General features: G+C 63.3%; 17 protein-coding genes. 6 read left to right on the top strand and 11 right to left on the bottom strand.

What is annotated here, in order from left to right; translation table 11 throughout:
• Nucleotides 1–24: 24 nt before the first annotated feature.
• From AC1VXC_RS15930 to AC1VXC_RS15920, 3 genes are all read left to right on the top strand, one after another.
• The gene (locus AC1VXC_RS15930) at nt 25–1,188 is read left to right on the top strand and encodes an isovaleryl-CoA dehydrogenase (protein WP_313171260.1); all 1,164 of its coding nucleotides are present in this window, start codon (nt 25–27) and stop codon (nt 1,186–1,188) included.
• Nucleotides 1,189–1,463: 275 nt separating this feature from the next.
• Nucleotides 1,464–3,074, top strand: coding sequence for a carboxyl transferase domain-containing protein (locus tag AC1VXC_RS15925; protein ID WP_313494942.1), 1,611 nt, complete (start codon nt 1,464–1,466; stop codon nt 3,072–3,074).
• A 386-nt stretch (nt 3,075–3,460) separates the two neighbouring features.
• Nucleotides 3,461–5,428, top strand: coding sequence for an acetyl/propionyl/methylcrotonyl-CoA carboxylase subunit alpha (locus AC1VXC_RS15920; RefSeq protein ID WP_481539063.1), 1,968 nt, complete (start codon nt 3,461–3,463; stop codon nt 5,426–5,428).
• 33 nt (nt 5,429–5,461) lie between these two features.
• Here the strand turns inward: AC1VXC_RS15920 and AC1VXC_RS15915 are convergent, their stop codons facing one another.
• A complete protein-coding gene (locus AC1VXC_RS15915; protein WP_313171267.1) occupies nt 5,462–6,631 on the bottom strand; it encodes a putative peptide maturation dehydrogenase in 1,170 nt (389 codons plus the stop codon).
• Nucleotides 6,632–6,787: 156 nt separating this feature from the next.
• On the bottom strand, nt 6,788–7,105 hold the full coding sequence (locus AC1VXC_RS15910; protein ID WP_481539064.1) for an NHLP-related RiPP peptide: 318 nt from the start codon (nt 7,103–7,105) through the stop codon (nt 6,788–6,790).
• Between the two features lie 223 nt (nt 7,106–7,328).
• On the opposite strand from AC1VXC_RS15910, the gene AC1VXC_RS15905 reads away from it, so the two are divergent.
• Nucleotides 7,329–7,622, top strand: a complete 294-nt coding sequence (locus tag AC1VXC_RS15905; protein WP_313171270.1) for an NHLP-related RiPP peptide — start codon at nt 7,329–7,331, stop codon at nt 7,620–7,622.
• Here AC1VXC_RS15905 and AC1VXC_RS15900 read toward each other — a convergent pair.
• From AC1VXC_RS15900 to aceB, 4 genes are all read right to left on the bottom strand, one after another.
• On the bottom strand, nt 7,608–10,121 hold the full coding sequence (locus AC1VXC_RS15900; RefSeq protein ID WP_313171271.1) for a putative peptide modification system cyclase: 2,514 nt from the start codon (nt 10,119–10,121) through the stop codon (nt 7,608–7,610). The two genes, AC1VXC_RS15905 and AC1VXC_RS15900, sit on opposite strands and share 15 nt — an antisense overlap.
• Nucleotides 10,122–10,152: 31 nt before the next feature.
• The gene (locus tag AC1VXC_RS15895; protein WP_313171273.1) at nt 10,153–11,172 is read right to left on the bottom strand and encodes a GGDEF domain-containing protein; all 1,020 of its coding nucleotides are present in this window, start codon (nt 11,170–11,172) and stop codon (nt 10,153–10,155) included.
• 170 nt (nt 11,173–11,342) lie between these two features.
• A complete protein-coding gene (gene aceA, locus AC1VXC_RS15890; protein ID WP_482995064.1) occupies nt 11,343–12,674 on the bottom strand; it encodes an isocitrate lyase in 1,332 nt (443 codons plus the stop codon).
• 43 nt (nt 12,675–12,717) lie between these two features.
• On the bottom strand, nt 12,718–14,358 hold the full coding sequence (aceB, locus tag AC1VXC_RS15885; protein WP_313494934.1) for a malate synthase A: 1,641 nt from the start codon (nt 14,356–14,358) through the stop codon (nt 12,718–12,720).
• A 108-nt stretch (nt 14,359–14,466) separates the two neighbouring features.
• On the opposite strand from aceB, the gene AC1VXC_RS15880 reads away from it, so the two are divergent.
• Complete coding sequence (locus AC1VXC_RS15880) at nt 14,467–15,435, top strand: LysR family transcriptional regulator (protein ID WP_313171279.1); 969 nt, start codon at nt 14,467–14,469, stop codon at nt 15,433–15,435.
• A gap of 201 nt (nt 15,436–15,636) precedes the next feature.
• Nucleotides 15,637–16,545: a LysR substrate-binding domain-containing protein gene (locus tag AC1VXC_RS15875; RefSeq protein ID WP_481539066.1), complete on the top strand. Its 909-nt coding sequence runs from the start codon at nt 15,637–15,639 to the stop codon at nt 16,543–16,545.
• A gap of 229 nt (nt 16,546–16,774) precedes the next feature.
• Here the strand turns inward: AC1VXC_RS15875 and AC1VXC_RS15870 are convergent, their stop codons facing one another.
• The 5 genes from AC1VXC_RS15870 to lldP form a co-directional block, all read right to left on the bottom strand.
• Nucleotides 16,775–18,070: an MFS transporter gene (locus AC1VXC_RS15870; protein ID WP_481539067.1), complete on the bottom strand. Its 1,296-nt coding sequence runs from the start codon at nt 18,068–18,070 to the stop codon at nt 16,775–16,777.
• 406 nt (nt 18,071–18,476) lie between these two features.
• Complete coding sequence (gene dld / locus AC1VXC_RS15865) at nt 18,477–20,174, bottom strand: D-lactate dehydrogenase (RefSeq protein ID WP_313171284.1); 1,698 nt, start codon at nt 20,172–20,174, stop codon at nt 18,477–18,479.
• On the bottom strand, nt 20,171–21,310 hold the full coding sequence (gene lldD, locus AC1VXC_RS15860; protein ID WP_481539068.1) for an FMN-dependent L-lactate dehydrogenase LldD: 1,140 nt from the start codon (nt 21,308–21,310) through the stop codon (nt 20,171–20,173). The genes dld and lldD overlap by 4 nt, the downstream gene beginning before the upstream one ends.
• A 3-nt stretch (nt 21,311–21,313) precedes the next feature.
• On the bottom strand, nt 21,314–22,078 hold the full coding sequence (lldR, locus tag AC1VXC_RS15855) for a transcriptional regulator LldR (protein WP_481539069.1): 765 nt from the start codon (nt 22,076–22,078) through the stop codon (nt 21,314–21,316).
• Between the two features lie 54 nt (nt 22,079–22,132).
• Entirely contained in the window at nt 22,133–23,791 is a 1,659-nt protein-coding gene (lldP, locus tag AC1VXC_RS15850) for an L-lactate permease (protein ID WP_313494923.1), read from the bottom strand.
• Nucleotides 23,792–23,982 lie beyond the last annotated feature (191 nt).

Raw genomic sequence — 23,982 nt, 5'->3', positions numbered from 1 at the left:
CGCCAAGCAGTACCGGAGCCAGCCATGCACGTCCCCACCCTGAATTTTGATCTGGGCGAAGAAATCGACATGTTGCGCGAAAGCGTGGCGCAGTTTGCCGCCGCCCACATCGCGCCACTGGCCGCCGAAGCCGACGCCAGCAACCACTTCCCCAACCAGCTCTGGCGCCAGCTCGGCGAGCAGGGCCTGCTGGGCATGACCGTGGAAGAAGAATACGGCGGCAGCGGCATGGGCTACCTGGCGCATGTGGTGGCGATGGAGGAAATCTCGCGTGCTTCCGGCGGCATCGGCCTGTCCTATGGCGCGCATTCCAACCTGTGCCTCAACCAGCTGCGCAAGAACGCCAGCGAAGCGCAGAAGCACAAATACCTGCCCAAGCTGTGCAGTGGCGAACACGTCGGCGCGCTGGCAATGAGCGAGCCGGGTGCCGGTTCGGACGTGGTATCGATGAAGCTGCGCGCCGAGCTGCGCGGTGATCACTACGTGCTCAACGGCAACAAGATGTGGATCACCAATGGTCCCGATGCCGACGTGCTGGTGGTCTATGCCAAGACCGACCCGGATGCGGGCTCACGCGGCATCACCGCCTTCATCATCGAGAAGGGCATGAAGGGCTTCTCCACCGCGCAGAAGCTGGACAAGCTGGGCATGCGCTCGTCCAACACCTGCGAGCTGGTGTTCCAGGATTGCGAAGTGCCGGTCGAGAACGTGCTGGGTGCAGTTGGTGGTGGGGTCAAGGTGCTGATGTCCGGCCTGGACTACGAGCGCGTGGTGTTGTCGGGCGGCCCGCTGGGCCTGATGTCGGCGGCGCTGGATGTGGTCCTGCCCTATGTGCATGAGCGCAAGCAGTTTGGCGAAGCCATCGGCAGCTTCCAGCTGATCCAGGCCAAGTTGGCCGACATGTATGTCGGCCTCAATGCCTGTCGCGCCTATGTGTATGCGGTGGCCAAGGCCTGCGACCAGGGCCGTACCACCCGCCAGGACGCGGCCGGCGCCATCCTGTATTCGGCCGAGAAGGCAACCTGGGCGGCAGGTGAAGCCATCCAGATCCTCGGCGGCAACGGCTATATCAACGAGTACCCGGCCGGGCGCTTGTGGCGTGATGCCAAGTTGTATGAGATTGGTGCCGGTACTTCGGAAATCCGCCGCATGTTGATTGGGCGCGAGTTGTTCCAGAAGACCGCATGAATGACACAAAGCAGAATCAAAGCGGAATAGAAGCCCCTCTCCCGCCTGCGGGAGAGGGGTTGGGGTGAGGGGAAGCTCCTGGCAAGCAGGCCCAATGCTTTAGAAGCTTCCCTCATCCGCCCCTGCGGGGCACCTTCTCCCGCAAGCGGGAGAAGGGACGCAACAGCAGAGCAACGGCAAAAGCAAAAGCCAAGCAACAGCAAAGCAACAGCAAAAACAAAAGCCCTGCTGCCATGTTTCCGCGCAGACAAGCTCCAGAATCCAGGACCTCGGCCATGACCGTACTCACCTCCCAGCTGCAACCCGGCAGTGACAGCTTCGAAGCCAACCGCGCCGCGATGCAGGCCCAGGTCGACGACCTGCGCGCAACACTGGAAGCCACCGCGCGCGGCGGCAGCGATGCAGCCCGGGCCAAGCACAGTGCGCGCGGCAAGCTGTTGGTGCGCGAGCGCATCGACGCCCTGCTCGATCCCGGCAGCCCCTTCCTGGAGGTCGCGCCGCTGGCCGCGCACGGCATGTATGCCGATCCGGTGCCCGGCGCCGGCATGGTCGCGGGCATCGGTCGCGTCTCCGGGGTGGAATGCCTGATCGTTGCCAACGATGCCACGGTCAAGGGCGGCACCTACTACCCGGTGACGGTGAAGAAGCATCTGCGTGCACAGGAAATCGCCCAGCAGAACCGCCTGCCCTGCATCTACCTGGTCGACTCCGGCGGTGCCTTCCTGCCGCTGCAGGATGAGGTCTTCCCCGACCGCGATCATTTCGGCCGCATTTTCTACAACCAGGCCAACCTGTCAGCACAGGGCATCCCGCAGATCGCCTGCGTGATGGGCAGCTGCACGGCCGGCGGCGCCTACGTGCCGGCAATGAGCGATGAAACCGTCATCGTCAAGGAACAGGGCACCATCTTCCTCGGCGGCCCGCCGCTGGTGAAGGCCGCCACCGGCGAAGTGGTCAGCGCCGAAGAACTCGGCGGTGCCGACGTGCATACGCGCATCTCCGGTGTTGCCGACCACATGGCCGACAACGATCTGCAGGCGCTGGCACGGGTGCGTTCGATCATCGCCAACCTGAACTGGCGCAAGCCCGACGCAGGCGTTGCGCTGCAGCCCAGCGAGGCACCGCTATTCGACGCGCGGGAACTGTACGGGGTGATTCCCAGCGACACCCGCAAGCCCTATGACGTGCGCGAGGTGATCGCTCGCATCGTCGACGGCTCGCGTTTCGATGAGTTCAAGCCACGCTATGGCAATACGCTGGTCACCGGCTTCGCGCATGTGCATGGCCATCCGGTCGGCATCATCGCCAACAATGGCATCCTGTTCTCGGAGTCCGCGCTGAAGGGCGCGCATTTCATCGAGCTGTGCTGCCAGCGCAATATCCCGTTGCTGTTCCTGCAGAACATCACCGGCTTCATGGTCGGCCGCAAGTACGAGCACGGCGGTATCGCCAAGGATGGTGCCAAGCTCGTCATGGCGGTGGCCAATGCGCGCGTTCCGAAATACACGGTGGTGATCGGCGGCTCCTTCGGTGCCGGCAATTACGGCATGTGCGGGCGCGCGTATTCGCCGCACTTCCTGTGGATGTGGCCGAATGCGCGCATCGGGGTGATGGGCGGCGAGCAGGCCGCCAGTGTGTTGGCCACGGTCAAGCGTGATGGTATCGAGGCCAAGGGTGGTGCGTGGTCGGCTGATGAGGAGGATGCGTTCAAGCAGCCGATCCGTGATCAGTTCGAGTCGCAGGGTCATCCGTATTATGCGAGTGCGCGTTTGTGGGATGACGGGGTGATTGATCCGGCGGATACGCGCAGGGTGCTTGGGTTGGCCTTGGCTGCCAGTCTCAATGCGCCTGTGCAGGACACGCGGTTTGGTGTGTTCCGGATGTGATGGCGTGAACATCGCTCTGACAGCAACAGCAAAGGCTTTCACTCCCCTACGGGGAGCGAGTCACTTTTCTTTGCTTGTGCAAAGAAGAAGTAACCAAAAGAAGCGCCCTTTCAACAGCCGAATGGCTGGTCAAACACACCCTGCCTTCGCGCCCACGATGCTACGCATCGCGGGTCCACTCCGCCGGCAGGATTTTTCGACGAGACATCCCTGTCTCGTCGAAAAACGACGCACATCCTTGTGCGCCGCCCCTTCGGGGTCTTGTCCGCCGGCTCCGTCGCTACGGAAGGGGACCCGAAAATCAAAGTCACAAGCCAGAGCAAAGCCCGGCCCCCTAGCCTCCGCTTTTCGCCACGCCACCGCCACGGCACTCAACGGATAAAACCATGTTCAACAAAATCCTGATCGCCAATCGTGGTGAAATCGCCTGCCGTGTTATTGCTACCTGCCGTCGCCTTGGCATCGCTACCGTAGCGGTGTATTCGGATGCCGATCGCAATGCGCGACATGTACGCCTGGCCGATGAAGCCATCCATATTGGTGCCGCGCCGGCTGCCGAGAGCTATCTGCGCGCCGAGGTCATTCTCGATGCTGCGCGGCGCAGCGGTGCGCAGGCCATCCATCCGGGTTATGGCTTTCTCTCCGAGAACGCGGGCTTCGCGCGTGCCTGTGATGCTGCTGGCATCGTCTTCATCGGGCCGCCAGCCAGCGCCATCGATGCGATGGGCGACAAGAGCTCGGCCAAGGCATTGATGCAGACCGCCAACGTGCCGCTGACGCCGGGCTATCACGGCGAGCGGCAGGAGTCCGAGTTCCTGCGCGCGCAGGCCGACGCCATCGGCTATCCGGTGCTGATCAAGGCCAGCGCCGGCGGTGGTGGCAAGGGCATGCGCAAGGTCGAGGCCAGTGCCGACTTCGAGGCCGCCTTGGCCAGCTGCCAGCGTGAGGCGCAGGCGTCGTTCGGCAATGCACATGTGCTGGTGGAGAAGTACGTCGAGCGCCCACGCCATATCGAGATCCAGGTATTCGGCGATAGTCACGGCAACGTGGTCTATCTGTTCGAGCGCGACTGCTCCGTGCAGCGCCGCCACCAGAAGGTGTTGGAAGAAGCACCCGCGCCCGGCATGACCGCCGAACGTCGCGCCGCAATGGGCAAGGCGGCTACCGATGCCGCACGCGCAGTCGGTTACGTCGGCGCCGGCACGGTGGAGTTCATCGCCGGGCCGGATGGCGACTTCTATTTCATGGAAATGAACACCCGCCTGCAGGTCGAGCACCCGGTCACCGAGTTGATCACCGGCACCGATCTGGTCGAGTGGCAGCTGCGCGTGGCCGCAGGTCAGCCGCTGCCGAAGGCACAGGAGCAACTGCAGATCCACGGTCACGCGATCGAGGCACGGCTATACGCCGAAGACGCCGACCGCAGCTTCCTGCCTTCGACCGGTACGCTGCGCCATCTGCATCTGCCACAGCCCAGCGCCAATGTGCGTGTGGACGCCGGTGTCGAGCAAGGTGATGCAATCACCCCGTACTACGATCCGATGATCGCCAAGCTGATCGTATGGGACGTGGACCGTGCCAGCGCCTTGCAGCGCATGCAGCAGGCGCTGGGCCAATGCCAGGTCGTCGGTGTGACCACCAATGCCGCCTTCCTGCGTCGACTGGTGCTGACCGACTCGTTCCGTAACGCCAACCTCGATACCGCCTTGATCGATCGCGAGCGTGAGGCGCTGGATATCCATCACGTTGCTGCCAGTGACAATGACTGGGCGCTGGCGGCCGTGCTCGCTGTAACCAACGATACGCCGCACGACAACGACGCATCTCCGTGGGCTATCGCCGACAGCTGGCGCCTTACCGGCCCCGCAGCACGCTTGGTGACGCTGGAACACCTGGAGCAGCGCAAGCAGCTGCAGGTGCGCGACAGCGCCAACGGCTGGCACGTGCAGGCCGGCGACGCATCAATCAGCGTGACTGGAAAAGCCGACAGCACTGGCTACGCCCTGCAGCTGAGTGAACGCCTGCAACGCGGCAACGCGATCCGCGAAGGCAATACGCTGTACGTCTTCGGCAACGAACAGCAGCGCTTCAACATCCACGACCCGGTCGCCGAAGCCGACAACAACAACGACCACGGCGGCAGCCTGCTGGCACCGATGCCCGGCCGCGTCGTCACCCTGCTTGTGCAGCCAGGCACCACCGTCAGCCGCGGTACGCCGCTGCTGGTGATGGAAGCGATGAAGATGGAACACACCCTGCAGGCGCCGGGTGACGGCACCGTGCATGGCTTCCGCGCCAAGGCCGGCGACCAGGTCGCCGATGGCGCGGTGCTGGTAGATTTCGAGGCGGGCTGATTGCCCGTCAATAGCGCATCAAGATACTCACGATCAAACGGCGGACACCCGCTGCCAGATCCGGCCTGCAGGGTCCAACTCAACGTTCTTCATCTCGGCGGAGCGCCAACCAAAGCCACAAACGGCCAATACGCCGTAGTCCATAGGGTCCAAGCCCAACACCTTTTCCATCTCGACCTCGTTGACGGCTGCGGTTACAAACGCACCAAGCCCCCGCGCAGTAGCTGCCGTGTAGATTGCCTGCGAGATATGGCCTGCATCCAGCACAACCACCCGATAGGCCTTCATGTGCTTGCGGTACTTCCAGAAATTCCGCTGAAATCGGCAAACGAGCGTCACCATGACCGGGGCATCTGCAAACCAATGCTGGCCAGCCACGAGTCGATGTGAGAATCCATCCAGGTCATCTGGCTGCCCCGGTACAAGCGCCAGCTCATGCGCCACCGAATGATAGTGATAGATTCCTGGCGCCAGCCCTTCGACATCGCGGGCGATGATGTACGCCTCCAAGGGATGTAGCCCCCCACCTGAAGGAACATTCTTTTTCAGGAACCGAGCGTCATGTCCGCTTTCAACCACCGCCTGGGCCATCAGTACGCCCTGCAGCATTTCAGCGAGCGAACTCAAAGAGAGCGCGCGCGAACGGTCGAAGTTCCTACAGGTAACCCGCTGCACGGGCAACATACACGCAGCATCATCGCTCAGGCGCGGCAGTGCGACAGCACCGGGCTGTCTGAGCGGCGCCTCCGGCGGCGGTGCGCCAAGCTTACGCACAAGATCCTGCGCGGTAAGCATCTGATTGCTTTCCATCTCACCGACACTATCTATTCCATCCCATCTGGAGTGCCGATAATGAATGGCTGATAGCGGCCACCAGTAGTTGTTGCGGATGCGACGGTCGGACTCGACTGCACGACCGCCAAGCCCTTCATCCAACATCATCAACCCGAGTTCAACCAAGTGCGCTACCAGTGCACCGCGCTCTGGATCTTCCGGCATTGGCGCCCATTCCTCGGCACTGCTCTCAAGCAGCAGCATGCACGCTGGCAGCTCCAAGGTGAATATCGTATCCAGATGCGCAGAATAGACGCGGATACGACGCTCGTACTCGATACCATCACCTCCGGATATCAGTGACTCCAATGAGAACACTGTCTGCTCTTCCGGAAGGACAGCAACGGCATGACAACGACGATACTTCATTGGATACCTTCTTCTGCTTCTTGCGTCTTGCACAACTTCAGCAATCGGAGCATCTCCGTTCGCCAACTCCAAGCCTGGTGGAGAACGCAGCATTCCGGCAGCTATAGCGACAGAGCAAACAACATCCGGATACACCCATGGTGTCGCTGCCCTAAGTCAGGCAGCAGCTGCAACGTTTCGTTCAAGCGCCGTACCAACGAAGCAGAACGCGATCGAAAAAATACTGTTTGACGTCAAAGAGTCAATAACGCGCTCTCTGGTACAGAAAAGTACTTCAATGGAGGCGAGTTTTCCCGGCATTGAACACCGGCTTGCTGCGGCTGCAGCCTCTGGACTTATCCGCAGCATGGCTTCCGACGGGCAACGCTGGAAAACATCGCGAAAGCCCTCATCTGAGGTCAACAGATCCATCAGCTTCCTCGCGTCCGTCAAGCTAAGCGGGGACTTTTCAATCACGACCGGATGTATGCTCATTTTTAACTCCTTTTGCCCTGGATGGATCGCCAAATCGTTCCACTCACATGGATCAGCCACTGACAACGCGTGATATGCGCACGAACATGGACAACAAGCTTATTTGACTCGACTGCCCGGGTTCCGCCTAAAGTTGGCGTCCGGCCTGCCGCTACCAATCCATTGTGAATGCAAGCCCGCTATCGTCCTTCTTTGTTATCTCACCATCAACCAAGGTCGCTCCATGACTTCCAATGAAAAGAGTCCGCTCTCACACCTCGACGCGATCAAGCTCCTGGACTTGTTGATCAACGACGAAGGTTTTCGTTTGCAGTTCGAACAGGATCCTGCAACCGCGCTGCTCAAGGTCAGCGCCGAGGCTGCCGAAGCCGGAAAGCTGTGCAAAGTACCTGGCCGCCTGGCGTCAGCGGAAAAGCTTGCTTCGACAAAAACTCTTATTGCATCGGAGCTAACCGAGCGCGGGCTGTTCTACCAGCCCTACATGTTTGCGGCAGAGCCGAAATCACCGCAGATCTGATTTCCCCGCCGTTGGTCGCAGGCACCCAGCAGCCAACGGCGTTCCAAGACTGTCCCTGACATTCAAGGCCTGCAGTGGCGCCGATCCGATCCACTCGGCATAAGCGCGCCCGCGATGTTTTTGCATCCAGGATGCTTCACGCTGTTGCCCGTCCTTGTCTCCTGCATCGGCATATGCCTGAGCCAGCAAACTGTGCACCTGGAACAACTCTTCGCCGTTGACCAAGGGCTGAAGGCGCGCGACAGCCCCTGCCGCGTCACCCGACATCCTCAGCTGATTGATTTCGACCAGGTCAATCATTCGAAGCGCTGACAAATCATTGGACTCTCGGGCAGCCCGCTTCAGCGGTGGCAGCCTCTCCGTGACATTGATGCCGCTGCCCATCCGCTGGGCCGCGTAAATTGCGGCACCAGCAAGAAAGCGCCGTCCAGCAGCATCTCCGACATCCATCTCACCAGGTCCGTGCGCGAGGCGATCAAGTATCCGTCCCACTTCCCGGTTTGAGGCACAACTGCCTGCAGCAGCCTTGGTAACCAAATCGGCAACATGCATGAAATCGCACATGAATGACGATTCTGGACAAGCAGCCGCTGCCGCTTCCGAAACGGCCAACGCATCTGTATTCCGTCCTTGATCCAACGCCAGTGCAGCCGCATCCAACTTGAGCCCAGGATCCCCAGGTGGGAGCAACCGCAGCATCTCGTGCGCGCCACTTTTGTCTCCGCTGGCCGCCATCGCGGTCACCAGATAGCGACTCATGCCAGAAGCAGGAAGCGCATCCGGGTCGCGCAGCAGCAGCAGCGCCGGATCGATCTGGTCCTGTGCCAAACGGATTCGGCCCAACAACCGCAGAACGCCACCCCGCTGTCCACTTTGAGGAATATCTGCCCTGGAGGCGAACTTCGCAGCTTCGGTATAGCGCCCCAGCAAAAGTGCCGCAGCCGCGGCGTTGACATTGGCACCCTGATGATCTGGATACAGCTCAGCCAGCACTGCCCATGCCTGGAACGCCTCACTACCACTCCCCGAAAGCAGGTCAGCGCTCCATGCATCCATATAGAGCGCCTCACGCGTCGTCAACCGGCTACGAAACTCCGTCGCCGCCTCAAGCTCCTTGCGCGCATCTTCGTATCTACCGAGGTTGACCAGCGCGCGCATCTTGCCAAGACGTGCCATGGCAAAGCCACCATCGACGCGCGTCGCCACGTCAAAATACTGAATTGACTTTTCTGCCTCGCCGCTTGCATAGGCGGCTTGCGCGGCAGCATAAGCATGCAGTGCGTCAAGATTGGCCGTAGCCACTTTGGGCAGCGGAGCCGAGGACTTTTCCACGTCGGCAAGTGCCTCGCCCAGCCGACCACGTAGTTGCCCGATGACATCATCGATCGATTGCAACACCGTGGAGGTTCCAATACCACTGGAATGCACCGTATAAACAACCCTGCCGGACTCGGGTTCAACCACGTCCACCGATACCTGCAACTTTCCACTCGACTCGCGCACCACAGGTATCAGCACTGCACGCGCGCCCTCACGCACCGCAATACCGGATGCCGTCACTCGATCAATCGCGCTCCCTTCGGGCAACAGCATCCGGGTCAAGGTATCGCGCGCCTTGAGCTCACTCAGGATGTTCACATAGCGCGATTGCTCCAAGCCGATGCGAAACGCACGATTCAAACCGTCACCCAGGAGCTGGTTGTCGGTCAGATTGTTAACGTCCCCAATCACCACCCAATCCCGCTCGGCAAACGCAATGGCTGGCTCGGGCCGCACCAATACCCACGCGACTGCACCCACAGCAACCACCAGCAACAACTCGGCAACCAGTGCTGCCGGCCGCCGCCATAGCGGCAGTCGTCGCCACGCCTTGTTGGAGCGGGGTGGCATGCGCAATGGCGCGCTGCCCGCTGCGCCTACCTCAAACACTTCCTGCGGTGTCGGCAAGCCCTTGAAGTACCAGCGCCCGTGCGACTTCCATTGCAGGTTCGCACCGCGCTCGCCCAGCTCGCGTTGGCCGGCGCGCAGCAGCGCTTCCGCTACCGCAGACAACAGGATCTGATTCGGACGCGCCAACGCCATCAGCCGGGCTGCGGTGGGCTTGGCCACACCCTCCACCTCCAGCGGCTTGGCGCCGGCGGCCACCGCATCGTCATCGTTGCGCCAGAACAGCACGTCGCCTACATGGATGCCGATCCGCGCCTGCAACGGCAACTTGCGCTCTTTGCCGATCTCGGCCAGCGCATCCAGGTAGTCCAATGCAAACCCCAGGCCTTGGGTAGGCACATCGAACAGCAGGAACATGCCATCGGAACGGTCGATCAACCGCCCTTTCCAGCGCTGCAGCAGTTGCAGCGCGCGTACGTCCAGCGTGCGGAACAACTCAGCGGCGGCGGCATCACCGATCCGCGCCGTCAGCGCCACCGAATCGCAAAGATCGGTCAGCACCAGCGTCTTGAGCTGGCGATCGGATGAGAGCGGGGCAGTCGCGCTGGTCATGATCTATGCCGGGCAATCCATGCACACCGGACTATTCCCGGCACCACTGCGCGCGATTGCCGCCTTCGCGCTTTGCTTCGTACAACGCCCGGTCGGCGCGGGAATAGGAGTCGTTCCAGTGGTGATCTTCGTTGATCAACACCATGCCGATGCTCAGCGAGCAGGCGCCAATCGTCGCCCCCGGATAGGCGATCAGATGGCGCACCGCCTCCAGCACGAACTCGGCGGTGCGCGGCAGGCTTTCGGCGTCCGCATCCATCAACAGCACGCAGAACTCATCGCCACCCAGACGGCAGGCGATATCGTCCTTGCCCGCCACCGAGGCGAGGATACGGCCGAAGCACTGCAGGGCATGGTCACCGGCAAGATGCCCGTAAGAGTCGTTCAGCCCCTTGAAGTCATCGCAGTCCAGCAGCAGCAGCCCCTTCGGACGCTGACCGGAACGATGCGATTTCTGCAGGTAGGCCGTGAGCGCACGACGGTTGCTGAGCCCGGTCAGGTCATCGTTGTAGACCAGTTCGCGGGTGTGGTGCAGCTCGTGGTTGGCGCTGTACAGATTGCCCAGCGCGGTTTCCAGTTCATTGTTGCGGCGGCTGAGCTGGGCGATCAGGCGCTGCTCGCTGGAGACCACCCGCGACAAGGTACGACGCAGGAAGAACACCACCATCGCCGGGTCCTGGTCGATCAACCGATGGAAGTTGGCATGGGTGATTTCCAGCAGCACGCTGTCGCAGTTGGCGCGCGCATCACAGGAACGGGGATGGCGCTCGATCAATAGGCCAAGTTCGCCAAAGAAATCGTTGCTGCCCATGGGCTTGGGCGCCAGGCCGGCACCGAAATCCAGGCTGATGGTGCCGCTGACGATGATGAACATCGAGCTGCCCAGGTCGCCACGGCGGAACAGGACCTGGTCGGCATGCAGGGTGCGGCGAACGCCGTACTGGGCAAACAATGCGAACTCTACCGGGGACAATTGCGCACGCAGCACCGCCCCTCCCGTCGACGCAGCGACGGAAAGTTCAGACTCCAGTGCCAAACCCCCTGTTCCCATGCCGCTCATTCCCTGCCTCATGGACTGCTCGCCCATCTCAGACGAGTAATCTCGCGAGCCTATCATCAAAATAAACGGTTTTGTGACCCCCTACACCATTTGACGCCAGGCGACGCCAAAAAAAAGAAGGGGCTCGTAAGAGCCCCTTTGAAACGACCTCATCAGCGCCCTCAGGCGGCCTTTTCAGTCTGGAACTGCTCTTCCTCGGTTGACCCGGTCAGGGCGGTGACGCTGGAGGCGCCGCCCTGGATCACCGTGGTCACATCGTCGAAGTAACCGGCGCCCACTTCCTGCTGGTGCGAGACAAAGGTGTAGCCCTGCTCGCGGGCGGCGAACTCCGGCTCCTGCACCTGCTCCACGTAGTGGCGCATGCCCTCGCCCCGCGCGTAGTCGTGGGCGAACTTGAAGGTGTTGAACCAGTTGATGTGGATGCCGGCCAGGGTGATGAACTGGTACTTGTAGCCCAGCGCGGCCAGCTCGTCCTGGAACTTGGCGATGGTCTTGTCGTCCAGGTTCTTCTTCCAATTGAAGGAAGGCGAACAGTTGTAGGACAGCAGCTTGCCGGGGCTGGCGGCGTGCACGGCCTGGGCGAACTCGCGGGCGAAGCCCAGGTCGGGGGTGCCGGTCTCGCACCACACCAGGTCGGCATGCGGGGCATAGGCCACGCCGCGACTGATCGCCTGCTCCAGGCCGTTTTTGACCCGGTAGAAGCCCTCGGCGGTGCGCTCGCCGGTGACGAACGGGGCGTCGTTGGGATCGAAATCGCTGGTCAGCAGGTTGGCGGCCTCGGCATCGGTGCGCGCCAGCACGATGGTCGGCACGCCCAGCACGTCGGCGGCCAGGCGCGCGGCGGACAACTTCTGGATCGCCTCCTGGGTCGGTACCAGCACCTTGCCGCCCATGTGGCCGCACTTCTTCACCGCCGCCAGCTGGTCCTCGAAATGCACCGCGGCGGCGCCGGCGACGATCATGTTCTTCATCAGCTCATAGGCATTCAACACGCCGCCGAAGCCGGCCTCGCCATCAGCAACGATCGGCAGGAAGAAGTCGATCGCGTCCTCGGCCTTCACCTTGCCGTCGAAGATGTTCTTCCACTGGATCTCATCGGCGCGCTGGAAGGTGTTGTTGATGCGGCGGACCATGGTCGGCACCGAGTCGTAGGCGTACAGCGACTGGTCCGGGTACATGGTTTCGGAAGTATTGCCGTCGGCAGCCACCTGCCAGCCGGACAGGTACACCGCTTCCAGCCCGGCCTTGGCCTGCTGCATGGCCTGGCCGGCGCTGATCGCACCGAAGGCGTTGACGTAGCCCTTCTTCGCGCTGCCATTGACCAGTTCCCACAGGCGCTCGGCGCCGCGCTTGGCCAGGGTGTACTCCGGCTGCACGCTGCCGCGCAGGCGCACCACGTCGGCGGCGCTGTAGCTGCGCTTCAGCCCCTTCCAACGCGGGTTGGTATCCCAGTCCTGCTGCAGGGCGTCGATCTGTTGCTGGTAGGTGCTCATCGTGTCGTCCTCAAGTCGAATGCGTACGTAGGGGGAAGTCGGGTCAATCGATCTGCCGGTAAGCCGGCAGGGTCAGGAACTCGGCCAGGGTGTCGGCGCGGCTGAGCTGGTCGAGCAGGCCGATGGCCTGGGTGATGCGGCCGCCACCGGGCAGTGCGGAGGTGTCGCCGAGGCGCGCCGGCAGCGCGCGCAGGGTGCTGTCCAGCAGCGCGAGGTCGATCGCGGTGCCGTCATCCAGATGCTGGTTGCCGGCATGCAGCCACTGCCAGATCTGGCTGCGGCTGATTTCGGCGGTGGCCGCGTCTTCCATCAGGTTGTGGATGGGCACGCAGCCGTTGCCGTCCAGCCAGGCGGCCAGATAACGCACGCAGACTTCGACGTTGTTCTCGAAGCCGGCACGGGTGACGGTGCCGCTGCATGGGGCGATCAGTTCATCGCGGCTGGCCTGCACGTCACGGCGCAGCACGTGGTGCTGGTTGGGGCCGGACATGTGCTCGTCGAAGATGGCACGCGCCACCGGGATCAGCGCCGGGTGTGCCACCCAGGTGCCGTCGTGGCCGGCGGTGACTTCGCGCAGCTTGTCGGCGCGCACCCGCGCCATCGCCTGCTCGTTGGCAGCGGCGTCGTGGTTGATCGGGATCTGCGCGGCCATGCCGCCCATCGCATGTGCGCCACGGCGATGGCAGGTCTTGATCAGCAGTTCCGAATAGGCCTTCAGGAACGGCTGGGTCATGGTCACCTGGCCGCGCTCGGGCAGCACCTTGTCGCGGTGACGGCGGAAGGTCTTCAGATAGGAAAAAATGTAATCCCAGCGACCGCAGTTCAGGCCGACGATGCGGTCGCGCAGCACGTACAAGATCTCGTCCATCTCGAACACCGCCGGCAGCGTCTCGATCAGCACGGTGACCTTGATCTGCCCCTGCGGCAGGCCCAGCATGCCCTCGATGTGCGACAGCGCGGTCTCCCACAGCGCCGCCTCTTCCATCGACTGCAGCTTGGGCAGGTAGAAGTAGGGGCCGCGGTCCTTGTCCATCAGTGTCTGCGCGTTGTGGAAGGCAAACAGCGCCGCATCGAACAGGCCGCCGGCAATCGGCTGGCCGTCGATCAGCACGTGCTTCTCGTCCAGGTGCCAGCCACGCGGGCGCACGATCAGCACTGCCTGCTCGTCGAACGGACGCAGCGTGTAGTGCTTGCCCGGCCCCTTGGCGGTGGCCGGCGCAGTGAAATCCAGGTCACCGCGCACCGCCGCCTTCATCGTCTGCTGGCCGGCCAGCACATTGCGCCAGGTCGGCGAGGTCGAATCCTCGAAGTCGGCCATGAACACCTTGGCGCCGGAGTTCAGCGCATTGATGACCATCTTCGGGTCGGTGGGCCCGGTGATCTCGACGCGGCGGTCCTGCAGCGCGGCCGGGATCGGCGCCACGCGCCAGTCCTCCTCGCGGATGGCGCGGGTATCGGCGCGGAAATCCGGCAGGCCGCCCTGGTCGAAGAAGGCCTGGCGCTCGCGGCGGGCCGCCAAGCGTGCCTGCCGGCCCGGCTCGACCGCCCGGTGCAGCGATACGAGCAGGCCCAGCACGCCGGCCGGCAGCAGCGCGGACTGGCCGGCCAGCTGGGTGGTCAGGGTGATACCCGGGGTCGGGCGGGCGGACTGCTGGGCAACGACTGCGTGGGCGACGGCGGACATCGGAGGTACCTGCGTATGTCGGGGACTCCAACGTGCCGCCGCAGGGAGGTATTTAACAAAACAGTTTTTGCAATGTTATCTATAAATTGTGCTAATACTGATATCGTCATGCCAACCAAGACGCCCGTAACCCCGCGTTTTTCCTACAAGTCTGATCGGCTCAAGCCGCTGCGGGCGTTCCTGCAGACGGTGCGTCTGGGCTCGGTTTCGCGTGCCTCGGAAGCGCTTTTTGTCAGCCAACCGGCGGTGAGCCTGCAGCTGCAGGCGCTGGAACGGGAACTGGGGGTAGTGCTGTTCGAGCGCAGCGGGCGCCGACTGGTGCCTACCCGCGAGGGTCAGCTGCTGTACGACATGGCCCAGCCGCTGGTCGAAAGCCTGGACGGGCTGCTGCCGCGATTCCGCGAGAAGGTCAGCGGGCTGGATGCCGGCGAGCTCAATATCGCCGCAAATTCGTCAACCATCCTGTATCTCCTGCCCAAGATCGTCGAAAACTTCCGCCAACAGCACCCGGATGTGCGCCTGACCCTGCACAACGCGATCAGTGCCGACGGCACCGACCTGCTGCGCAGCGACGCCGCCGACCTGGCCATCGGCTCGATGATGGATGTGCCCGCCGACCTCAGCTACGCACCGGTCTACCGTTTCGAGCAGGTGCTGATCACGCCGCCCGACCACCCGCTGGCGAAGAAAAAGAACCTGACGCTGGAAGACCTGTCGCCGTGGCCGCTGATCCTGCCGCCGCGCCGGCAGATCACCTGGCGGCTGGTTGACCTGGTGTTCCAGCAACACCGCGTGCCGTATACGGTGGCGCTGGAAGTAGGCGGCTGGGAGGTGATCAAGCAATACGTGGCAATGGGCATGGGCATCAGCATCGTCACTGCCCTGTGCCTGAACGACAGCGATCGCGACAAGCTGGCGACGCGGGCGATGAGCGATTACTTCCCCTCGCGCAGCTATGGCGTGGTGGTGCGCCGCGGCAAGGTGTTGTCGCCGCAGGCCCGCGCGTTTGTGGAGCTGATCCAGCCGGACCTGTTTGCGCCGCGGCAGTACGACGATACCGGGCATTCGGAGCGTTAGGTTTTTTGGTTTTGCCCTTGAGCCGTCATTCCCGCACAGGCGGGGCTTTCAACCAACGTATGTTGGGTCATCGCTCCCGCTTCTGCCCGGCTCTGGCCTTTGCCCTGGCCCCCTCACCCCCCGCATGGAGCGATCCCCACCTACGCGGGGATGACGAACTGATGGTTGGTCGGTAAGGCCTTCGCAGCCTAGACTGCCGCGATGTCCCTGGAACTCCGCCACCTGCGCTATTTCCTGGCCGTCGCCGACACCCTGCACTTCGGCCGTGCCGCCGAGCGCCTGGGCATGTCGCAACCGCCGCTCAGCCAACAGATCCGGCAACTGGAGAACCTGCTTGGCGCGCAGTTGTTCGTACGCAGTCACCGCCGCGTGCAACTCACGCCCGCTGGCGAGGTGTTGCTGGACCAGGCGCGCGACATCCTGCAGCGCGTGGACAAGGCGGTGGACACGGTACAGCGTGCGCAACGTGGCGAGAGCGGCGAACTGCGTATCGGCCTGACCCGCGCCACACCGCTGTCGCCGCAGATACCGCGCGCGATCTTCAGCTACCGCCAGCAGCACCCGCAGGTGCAGATGCAGCTGCGCGAGATGAACAGCCTGCGCCAGATCGAGGCCCTGCTTGCCGACGAACTGGACGTAGGCATCATCCGCAAGCGCGTGCTGCCGGACGAACTGGTGGCACAGCATCTGTTTGATGACCCACTGGCGCTGGTGGTACATGCCAGCCACCCGGCGCTGCGTGGCAAGGACCCCGCGAGCGCGCGCCTGTCGCTGAAGCAATTCGCACTCGACCCGTTTGTCGGCTTCTCACGCGACTCGGGTGCAGGCATCCACGACCATGTGATCACCCTGTGCCGCAACGCCGGTTTCAGCCCGCGCATCGTGCAGGAAGCCGGCGAGTCATCGACCTTGATCAGTCTGGTCGCGGCCGGGCTGGGCGTCTGCGTGCTGCCCGCCTCCTGCAGCCACATCCAGGTGGAGGGCGCGTGCTTTGTCGCACTGGCAGACCGTGGCGCGGCGTCGGAGATCCAGCTGGCGCGGCGGCGTGAAGCGGTGACGCCGTTGTTGCGGCAATTCATTGCGTTGTTGCGGCAGGGGGTAGCTGGGTAACTGGCAGGGTGGAAGTAGAGGCAAGAACAAAGGCCAAAGCCAAAGCCAAAGCACCCCTCCCCAACCCTCCCCTGCGCTATGCGCAAGGGAGGGGGCAAAGCTCAGCCCCCTCCCTTTGCCGTAGGCAAGGGGAGGGTTGGGGAGGGGTGCTTCTTGCTTCTTGCTTCTTGCTTCTTGCTTCTTGCTTCTTGCTTCTTGCTTCTTGCTTCTTGCTTCTTGCTTCTAGCTCTCAGCCCTTCACCTCAACCAACACCAGACCCGCCCCCTGCTCCAGCCGCCGCCACAACCGCCAGGCCACACCCACACCGGCCAAGGTCAGCACCAGACAGAAACCGCACACACCCGCCCAGCCCCAGTGCGTATAGAACACGCCACCCAGCGCGCCCAGCACGCTGGAGCCCAGGTAATACGAGAACAGATACAGCGCCGACGCCTCGGCACGCAGCCCACCGGCGCGCACGCCCACCCAGCTGCTGGCCACCGAATGACCACCGAAAAATCCAAACGTCACCAAGGCGATGCCCACGGCCATCGCCAGCAGCCACGGCAGTGCCAGCAATAACGCGCCCAACAGCACCAGGCCGAACGAGAGGGCCAGCACCGGCCCGCGCCCCAGGCGATTGGCCAACTGCCCCATCCACGCCGAGCTGACGCTACCGACCAGATACACGGTGAAGATCAGCCCCACCACGGTCTGGCTCAGGCCATAAGGCGGCGCCAGCAGGTGGTAACCCAGATAGTTGTAGAGCGTCACGAACACGCCCAGCAGCAGGAAGCCGCAGGCAAACAACCAGGGCAGCGCGGCATCGCGGAACAAGCCGGCGAAACGTGCCGGCAGTTGCGCCGGCTCGGCACGCTTGGCACGGAAATGGCGCGATGCCGGCAGCTGTGTCCACAGCGCCACGCTCGCCAACAACGCAATCAGGCCGACCGCGGCGATACCGGCGCGCCAACCCCAATGATCGGCCACCACGCCGGCAATCAAGCGACCGCTCATGCCGCCGACCGCATTGCCGCCTATATACAGGCCCATCGCCAGCCCCAGCGAGCGGCTGTCCATTTCCTCGACCAGCCAGGTCATCGCAACCGCTGGCACGCCACTGAGGCTCAGGCCGAGCAGGGTACGCAGCAGCAGCAAGGTGTTCCAGTCATCGGTCAGCGCGGTGCCCAGCGTCAGCAAGGCGGAAGCCAGCAGCGAAGCCACCATCACCGGGCGCCTGCCAATGCGGTCGGAGACCGTGCCCGCCACCAGCATCGATACCGCCAACACGCCGGTGCTTACCGACAAGGCCAAGGCACTGCCGCCGGCGCTGATGCCGAAGTGGCTGCTGAAGCCCGGCAGCAGCGGCTGCACGCAGTACAGCACACCAAAGGTGGCAAAGCCGGCCATGAACAAGGCCAGCACCGCACGCCGAAACTCGGGCGTGCCCTGGCGGATGTGCGGGAGTTCAGCTGCCGTGTTCGGCGGAGTGATCGGGGCCAGCGATTGGTTGCAGGCTGGCGTTTTGCCGGGTTCGCGTTGCATTGCTTCCTGGCCTGTAACGGCAGGCCGGTTTATTGGAGATGCGGCAAGCTTGAACCTGCGGATCGAGTCGATCCATAACCTGCTGTGTACGGATTAATATTTAAAACGTATTAATTCAGCATCTGCAGTGCCGCAGTGCTTTGAACAAGCATCGAAGCACATCCCTTCTCCCGCCTGCGGGGTTAAGAACAAGCGCTTACGAGCCAAAGGCTCGTGACTGTTCGTACGCCCCGCGTGCTACGCGGGGCTGGGGCGCGGAGCGAGGTGCCCCGCAGGGGCGGATGAGGGGGCTTTGGGCTTTAGCTATTGATCGTGATTTTCCAGCTAGAAGCTTCCCCTCACCCCAACCCCTCTCCCGCAAGCGGGAGAGGGGCTTTAGCAAAAGCAATGGCAGGTGCTTCGCACCTCAGCAACCACAGCCCTTCCAACCCGGCTGCTTGCTGGTCTGGCCGATGCCCGGGTTGAAGGTATTGCTCGGGTCCAGCTGCTGGTAGAACTGCGCCAGCGCCGGCTTGGCCGGATACAGGTGGCCGACATTGTGCTCGGCCGGGTACTCGGCGCCGCGCTCATCCAGCAGCTTCCACATCGCATGCTCGATCGCCATCGGGTCTTCGCCCTTGCGGGCGATGTAGTCCTGGTGGAATACATGGCACAGGAAGTGGCCGTAATAGAGTTTGTGCAGCAAGCGCGCATCCAACTCGGCCGGCAGCTGCTCGAACCAATCGCGGTCGTCGCGGCGCAGGGCGATGTCCAGTGCGACGATGTCCTGTACCTGCGCACGATGCACTTCGCGGTAACGCACCGCCGCGCCAGCCACTGCGAACCGGTGCAGGAAGGCCTTGCGCCCTTCGTCCGGCGTGCAGTGGAAGTAGCCGCCTTCATGCCCGGCGAAGAAGCCGCGCAACCACTGCTCGGTCGCCGCCGCATCCTGTGCGGAAACCTTGACCAGCAAGTGGTGCTCATAGCGCTGGCGGAACTCGCCCATGCGCTTGGGAAGATGCGATGGCAACAGTCCGGTCAGCAGCTGCAGCGCGTGATCGGTGACTCCGCGCAGCCCCAAACGTTCGAACCAACCATCGACCCGGCTTTTCAACGCGAATGCCGCCGGTACCCGCGCGGTGCCGAGCTTGTCGATCAGCAGGAAGGTGTCCTTGCCGTAGCGCTCGCCAATGTCATAGGCGACGCGGTGGATGTACTCGCCGGAGATCGGCAGGCGCTCGAAGCCGGTCAGCAGCTGGCGGCGAATCGCGGTGAGGCTTTCGGTGCTGTTGCTGCCGATATAGAACACCTCGGCCGCTTCCTTGGCGAAGGTATCCAGGCGCACCGCGAATACAGCTAGCTTGCCAGCCGAACCCGCGGCTTCGTAATGACGGCTGGGGTCGGCGTTGAAGCGCGCCGGCGTTGTCGCATCCACTTGCCGCACCTGCTCGGCATAGCGGGGATCGGAGCCGGCGCGGTCACCATCGTTGCGCACATCGCCAGGCTGGTAATCGCCAGCCTGCAAGCGCTGCAGAATTTCCTCCGGGCTGTCGCCCAGCGCGATACCCAGGTGATTGACCAACTGCAACTGGCCGGCCCCATCCACCTGCGCATACAGCGCCATCTCGGTATAGGCCGGACCGCGCCGCACCAGCGAGCCACCGGAGTTGTTGCAGACACCGCCCAGCACCGAGGCGCCGATGCACGAAGAACCAATCACCGAATGCGGCTCGCGCCCAAGCGGTGCCAGCGTCTGTTCGAGTCGGTCCAAGGTAGCGCCGGGCAGGCACAGCACCTGCCGCCCTTCATCGAGCAACTGCACGCCGGTCAGGCGCAGCGTACTGATCAGCACGATCGGCCGCCCGTAGTCATTGCCGTCCGGCGTCGAGCCCCCGGTCAAGCCGGTATTGGCCGCCTGCAGGATGATCGCCGCCCCGCCCTGCACGGCTGCCTGCAGAGCGCGCCACATCTCCAGCAAGGTCCCTGGGCGCACCACGGCCAGCACAGCACCGTCACCGAAGCGGTAACCCTTGCGGAAGCGACGTGTTGCCTTGTCGCCAGTCAGCACATGGGCGTCACCAACGGCGCTGCGCAGCTGTGCCAACAGTGCTTCGTTCGCACTCATGCCAGGTTGACCAGCGAATCGCGGCCGATGTCGGCAATGCGACGTGCGCCGGTCAGCGTCATCGCCACACGCATTTCCTTGGCGATCAGGTCCAGCAGGTTGGCCACGCCGGTCTCGCCCTGCGCAGCAAGTGCGTAGACGAAGGCACGACCGAGCAGCACGCTGTCAGCACCGAGTGCGAGCATGCGCACCACATCCAGACCGGTGCGGATACCGGAGTCGGCAAGAATCTTCAGATCGCCCTGCACCGCGTCTGCAATCGCCGGCAAGGCGCGTGCGGTGGACAACACGCCATCGAGCTGGCGACCGCCATGATTGGACACCACGATGCCATCGGCGCCAAAGCGCACTGCATCGCGTGCATCATCCGGGTCCAGGATGCCCTTGATCACCATCGGCCCTTTCCAGAATTCGCGAATCCACTCCAGGTCCTTCCACGAAATCGACGGGTCGAAGTTGTTGCCCAGCCAACCGATGTAATCCTCCAGCCCGGTCGGGCTGCCGCGATAGGCGGAGATGTTGCCAAGATCATGCGGACGGCCGAACAGGCCTACGTCCCAGGCCCAGCGTGGATGCGTCATCGCCTGGCCGATGCGGCGGATGCCGGCATTCGGGCCACTCATGCCCGAATGGGCGTCGCGGTAGCGCGCGCCCGGCACCGGCATGTCGACGGTGAACACCAGCGTGGTGACGCCGGCAGCCTGCGCGCGCTCCAGCGCGTTGCGCATGAAGCCGCGGTCGCGCAATACATACAGCTGGAACCACATCGGTCGTTTGATCGCCGGCGCCACCTCTTCGATCGGGCATACCGACACCGTCGACAACGTGAACGGAATGCCGCGGCTGTCCGCGGCACGCGCCGCCTGCACTTCACCGCGACGTGCATACATGCCGGTCAGGCCGACCGGTGCCAGCGCAACCGGCATTGCCAGCTTCTCGCCGAACAGCTCGGTTTCCAGGCTGAGCTCGGACATGTCGCGCAGGATGCGCTGGCGCAGCGCGATGTCGGACAGGTCGGAAACATTGCGTTTGAGCGTGTGTTCGGCATACGCGCCGCCATCGATGTAGTGGAACAGGAACGGCGGCAGACGACGCTTCGCGGCCGCACGGTAATCGGTGGAGGCGGAGATGATCATGGGTCAACCGTGGGGGGAAGGAAGCCGCGAAGCGCGGGCACGCCGCGCCTCGTCTTCATCGAGCGTGCGCAGGGTCGTGTGCACGAACTCAAGATGGGTATGCGCTGCGACACGCGCACGCTCTGGATCGCCGGCCAATACCGCATCCATCATTTCGCGGTGCTGGTCGGACAAGGGGGAAAACGTCGTCGATGCGGTGTAAAGCTTTTCGCGGCTCTGCGAGATGTTGGTCTGCAGCAGCTCGAACAGGCCACGCATCACCTGCAACAGCACCAGATTGTGCGAGGCCTCGGCGATGGACAGGTGGAAGGCGGCATCGGCGCGCGCTTCGCCGCCCGGATCGTCCTTGCCATGCGCGTCCATCATGGTCTGGAAGGCCTGCGCGATGCGTGCGCGGTCCTCATCGGTAGCCCGTAGCGCCGCATGCCAGGCGGTGGCGCCTTCCAGCGCGTGGCGGATCTCCAGCACGTCGAAACGGTATTCCGGATCGCCCTGGAACAACGGCAGGTAAGGCACCAGCGGCTCATCCAACGCCTGCCGCGCACGTGCTGCCGGCTCGGCCACATAGGTGCCACCGCCAACCCGCGCCACCAGCAGGCCCTGGCTGCCAAGCTGGGCAATCGCCTCGCGCAGCGCCGTGCGCGAGACCCCGAGCTGCACCGCCAGTGCGCGCTCGGAAGGCAGCCGGTCACCCGGCTGCAGTTGTTGTTCGTCCACCAGCACGCGCAGCTGCGCGGCCACCTTGTCGGAAATACGCTGCGTACTCATGCCGACATTGTGGCCCGAAGCTGCCCGGCGTTGGCGGATGCGCGCGGCCATGGCTCAGGGAATCATCCAGGTCAGCCAATAGGCCTGCGCGGTAGTGATCAGACCGACCATTACCGTGAAGATCAGGCTGTGCTTGACGGTGAAGCGGAACAGGTCCGATTCCTTGCCGGCCAGGCCCACCGCCGCACAGGCAATGGCGATGGACTGCGGCGAGATCATCTTGCCGGTGACGCCGCCGGTGGTATTGGCCGCAACCAGCAACACCTCGGACACACCGATCTGCTGCGCGGTAGTCGCCTGCAAGGCCGAGAACAAGGCATTGGACGAAGTATCCGAGCCGGTCAGGAACACGCCCAACCAGCCCAGGAACGGCGAGAAGAACGTGAATGCCTTGCCGGTATGCGCAAGCGCCAAGGCCAATGTTGCCGACAAGCCGGAGTAGTTGGCGATGAAGGCGAAGGCCAGCACCATGCCGATGGAATAGATCGGCATCTTCAGTTCATTGACGGTCTCAGCGAAGGTGCGCACCGCCGCACGTACCGGCATGCGCAGGTAGAGGATGGCGATCACCGCGGCCAGCATGATCGCAGTGCCGGTGGCCGAGATGGCATCAAACTTGTACACGGCCTCGTAGGCGGTGGGCGCGTTGACGATCGGCGGCATCTTCTGCACCAGCTGGTCCAGGCCCGGTACCGGCAGCTTCAACACCCAGCTTTCCAGCGGGCCACCGGCGGCGAACAAGGCCTTGAACGGCTTGATGCTCCACAGCGTCACCATCGCGGTGAGGATCAGGAATGGCGACCACGCCTTGGCGATCTGGCCGGCGCTGTAACGCGGTGCAGCCGATGCCTGCGCGGCCGCCTCGGCGCTGGCGTCGGTCTCGAAGCGGAAGATGCGCTTGGGCTGCCAACGGCGCAGGAACAGCGTCAGGCACACCAGCGATGCCAGCGAGGCGGTGATGTCCGGCAGCTCCGGACCGATGAAGTTGGAGGTCAGGTACTGCGCGATGGCGAAGGAGCCACCGGCAACCAGCACCGCCGGCCAGGTTTCCTTGATGCCGCGCCAGCCATCCATGATGGCCATGATCCAGAACAGCACGATGATGGTCAGGAACGGCAGCTGGCGGCCGGCCATCTGCCCGATCTCGAACGCATCCAGGCCGGTGACCTGGCCGGCGACGATGATGGGGATACCCATCGCACCGAAAGCTACCGGCGCAGTGTTGACGATAAGACACAGGCCGGCGGCATACAGCGGCTTGAAGCCCAGCCCGACCAGCAACGCGGCGGTGATCGCCACCGGTGCGCCAAATCCTGCGGCACCTTCGAGGAAGGCGCCGAAGGCGAAGCCGACCATCAGCATCTGCAGGCGCTGGTCTTCGGTCACCGACAGGATCGACGCGCGGATGATCGCGAACTGCCCGGTCTTGACCGATACCTTGTACAGGAACACTGCGCCGATGATGATCCAGGCAATCGGCCACAGCCCGTACAGGAAGCCGAACCCGGCTGCACCCAAAGCCTGCGAAACGGGCATGCGATAGAACAGCAGCGCCACTGCCAGCGCGATGGCGACGGTGATGGTGCCGGCCAGCCAGCCCTTCATGCGCAGCACCGCCAGCGCAACGAAGAAGAAAGCGATCGGCAACAGCGCGATCAGGCTGGACAGCCAGAGGTTGCCAGCGGGGTCGTACAGTTGTTCCCAGGGCTGCATGCAGATTCTCGTCAAAGGCGAAAGGCGGCCCACCCGCAGGTGGCGTGGCGGTGGTCGCGAATATCGGTATTACCAATATTCAATCATTCCGACCAACGAACCGCGATTGAATCGCCGTTGCCGCGAAGATCCTATTAGACCATAGGGTTAGTGACTGTCTCTTATACACATCTGACGCTGCCGACGACGGA

The sequence above is a fragment of the Stenotrophomonas sp. STEN033 genome (genome assembly GCF_056856655.1).
The sequence above is the reverse complement of the archived record's forward strand: the minus strand, read 5'-3'. Positions and strand labels throughout refer to the sequence as shown.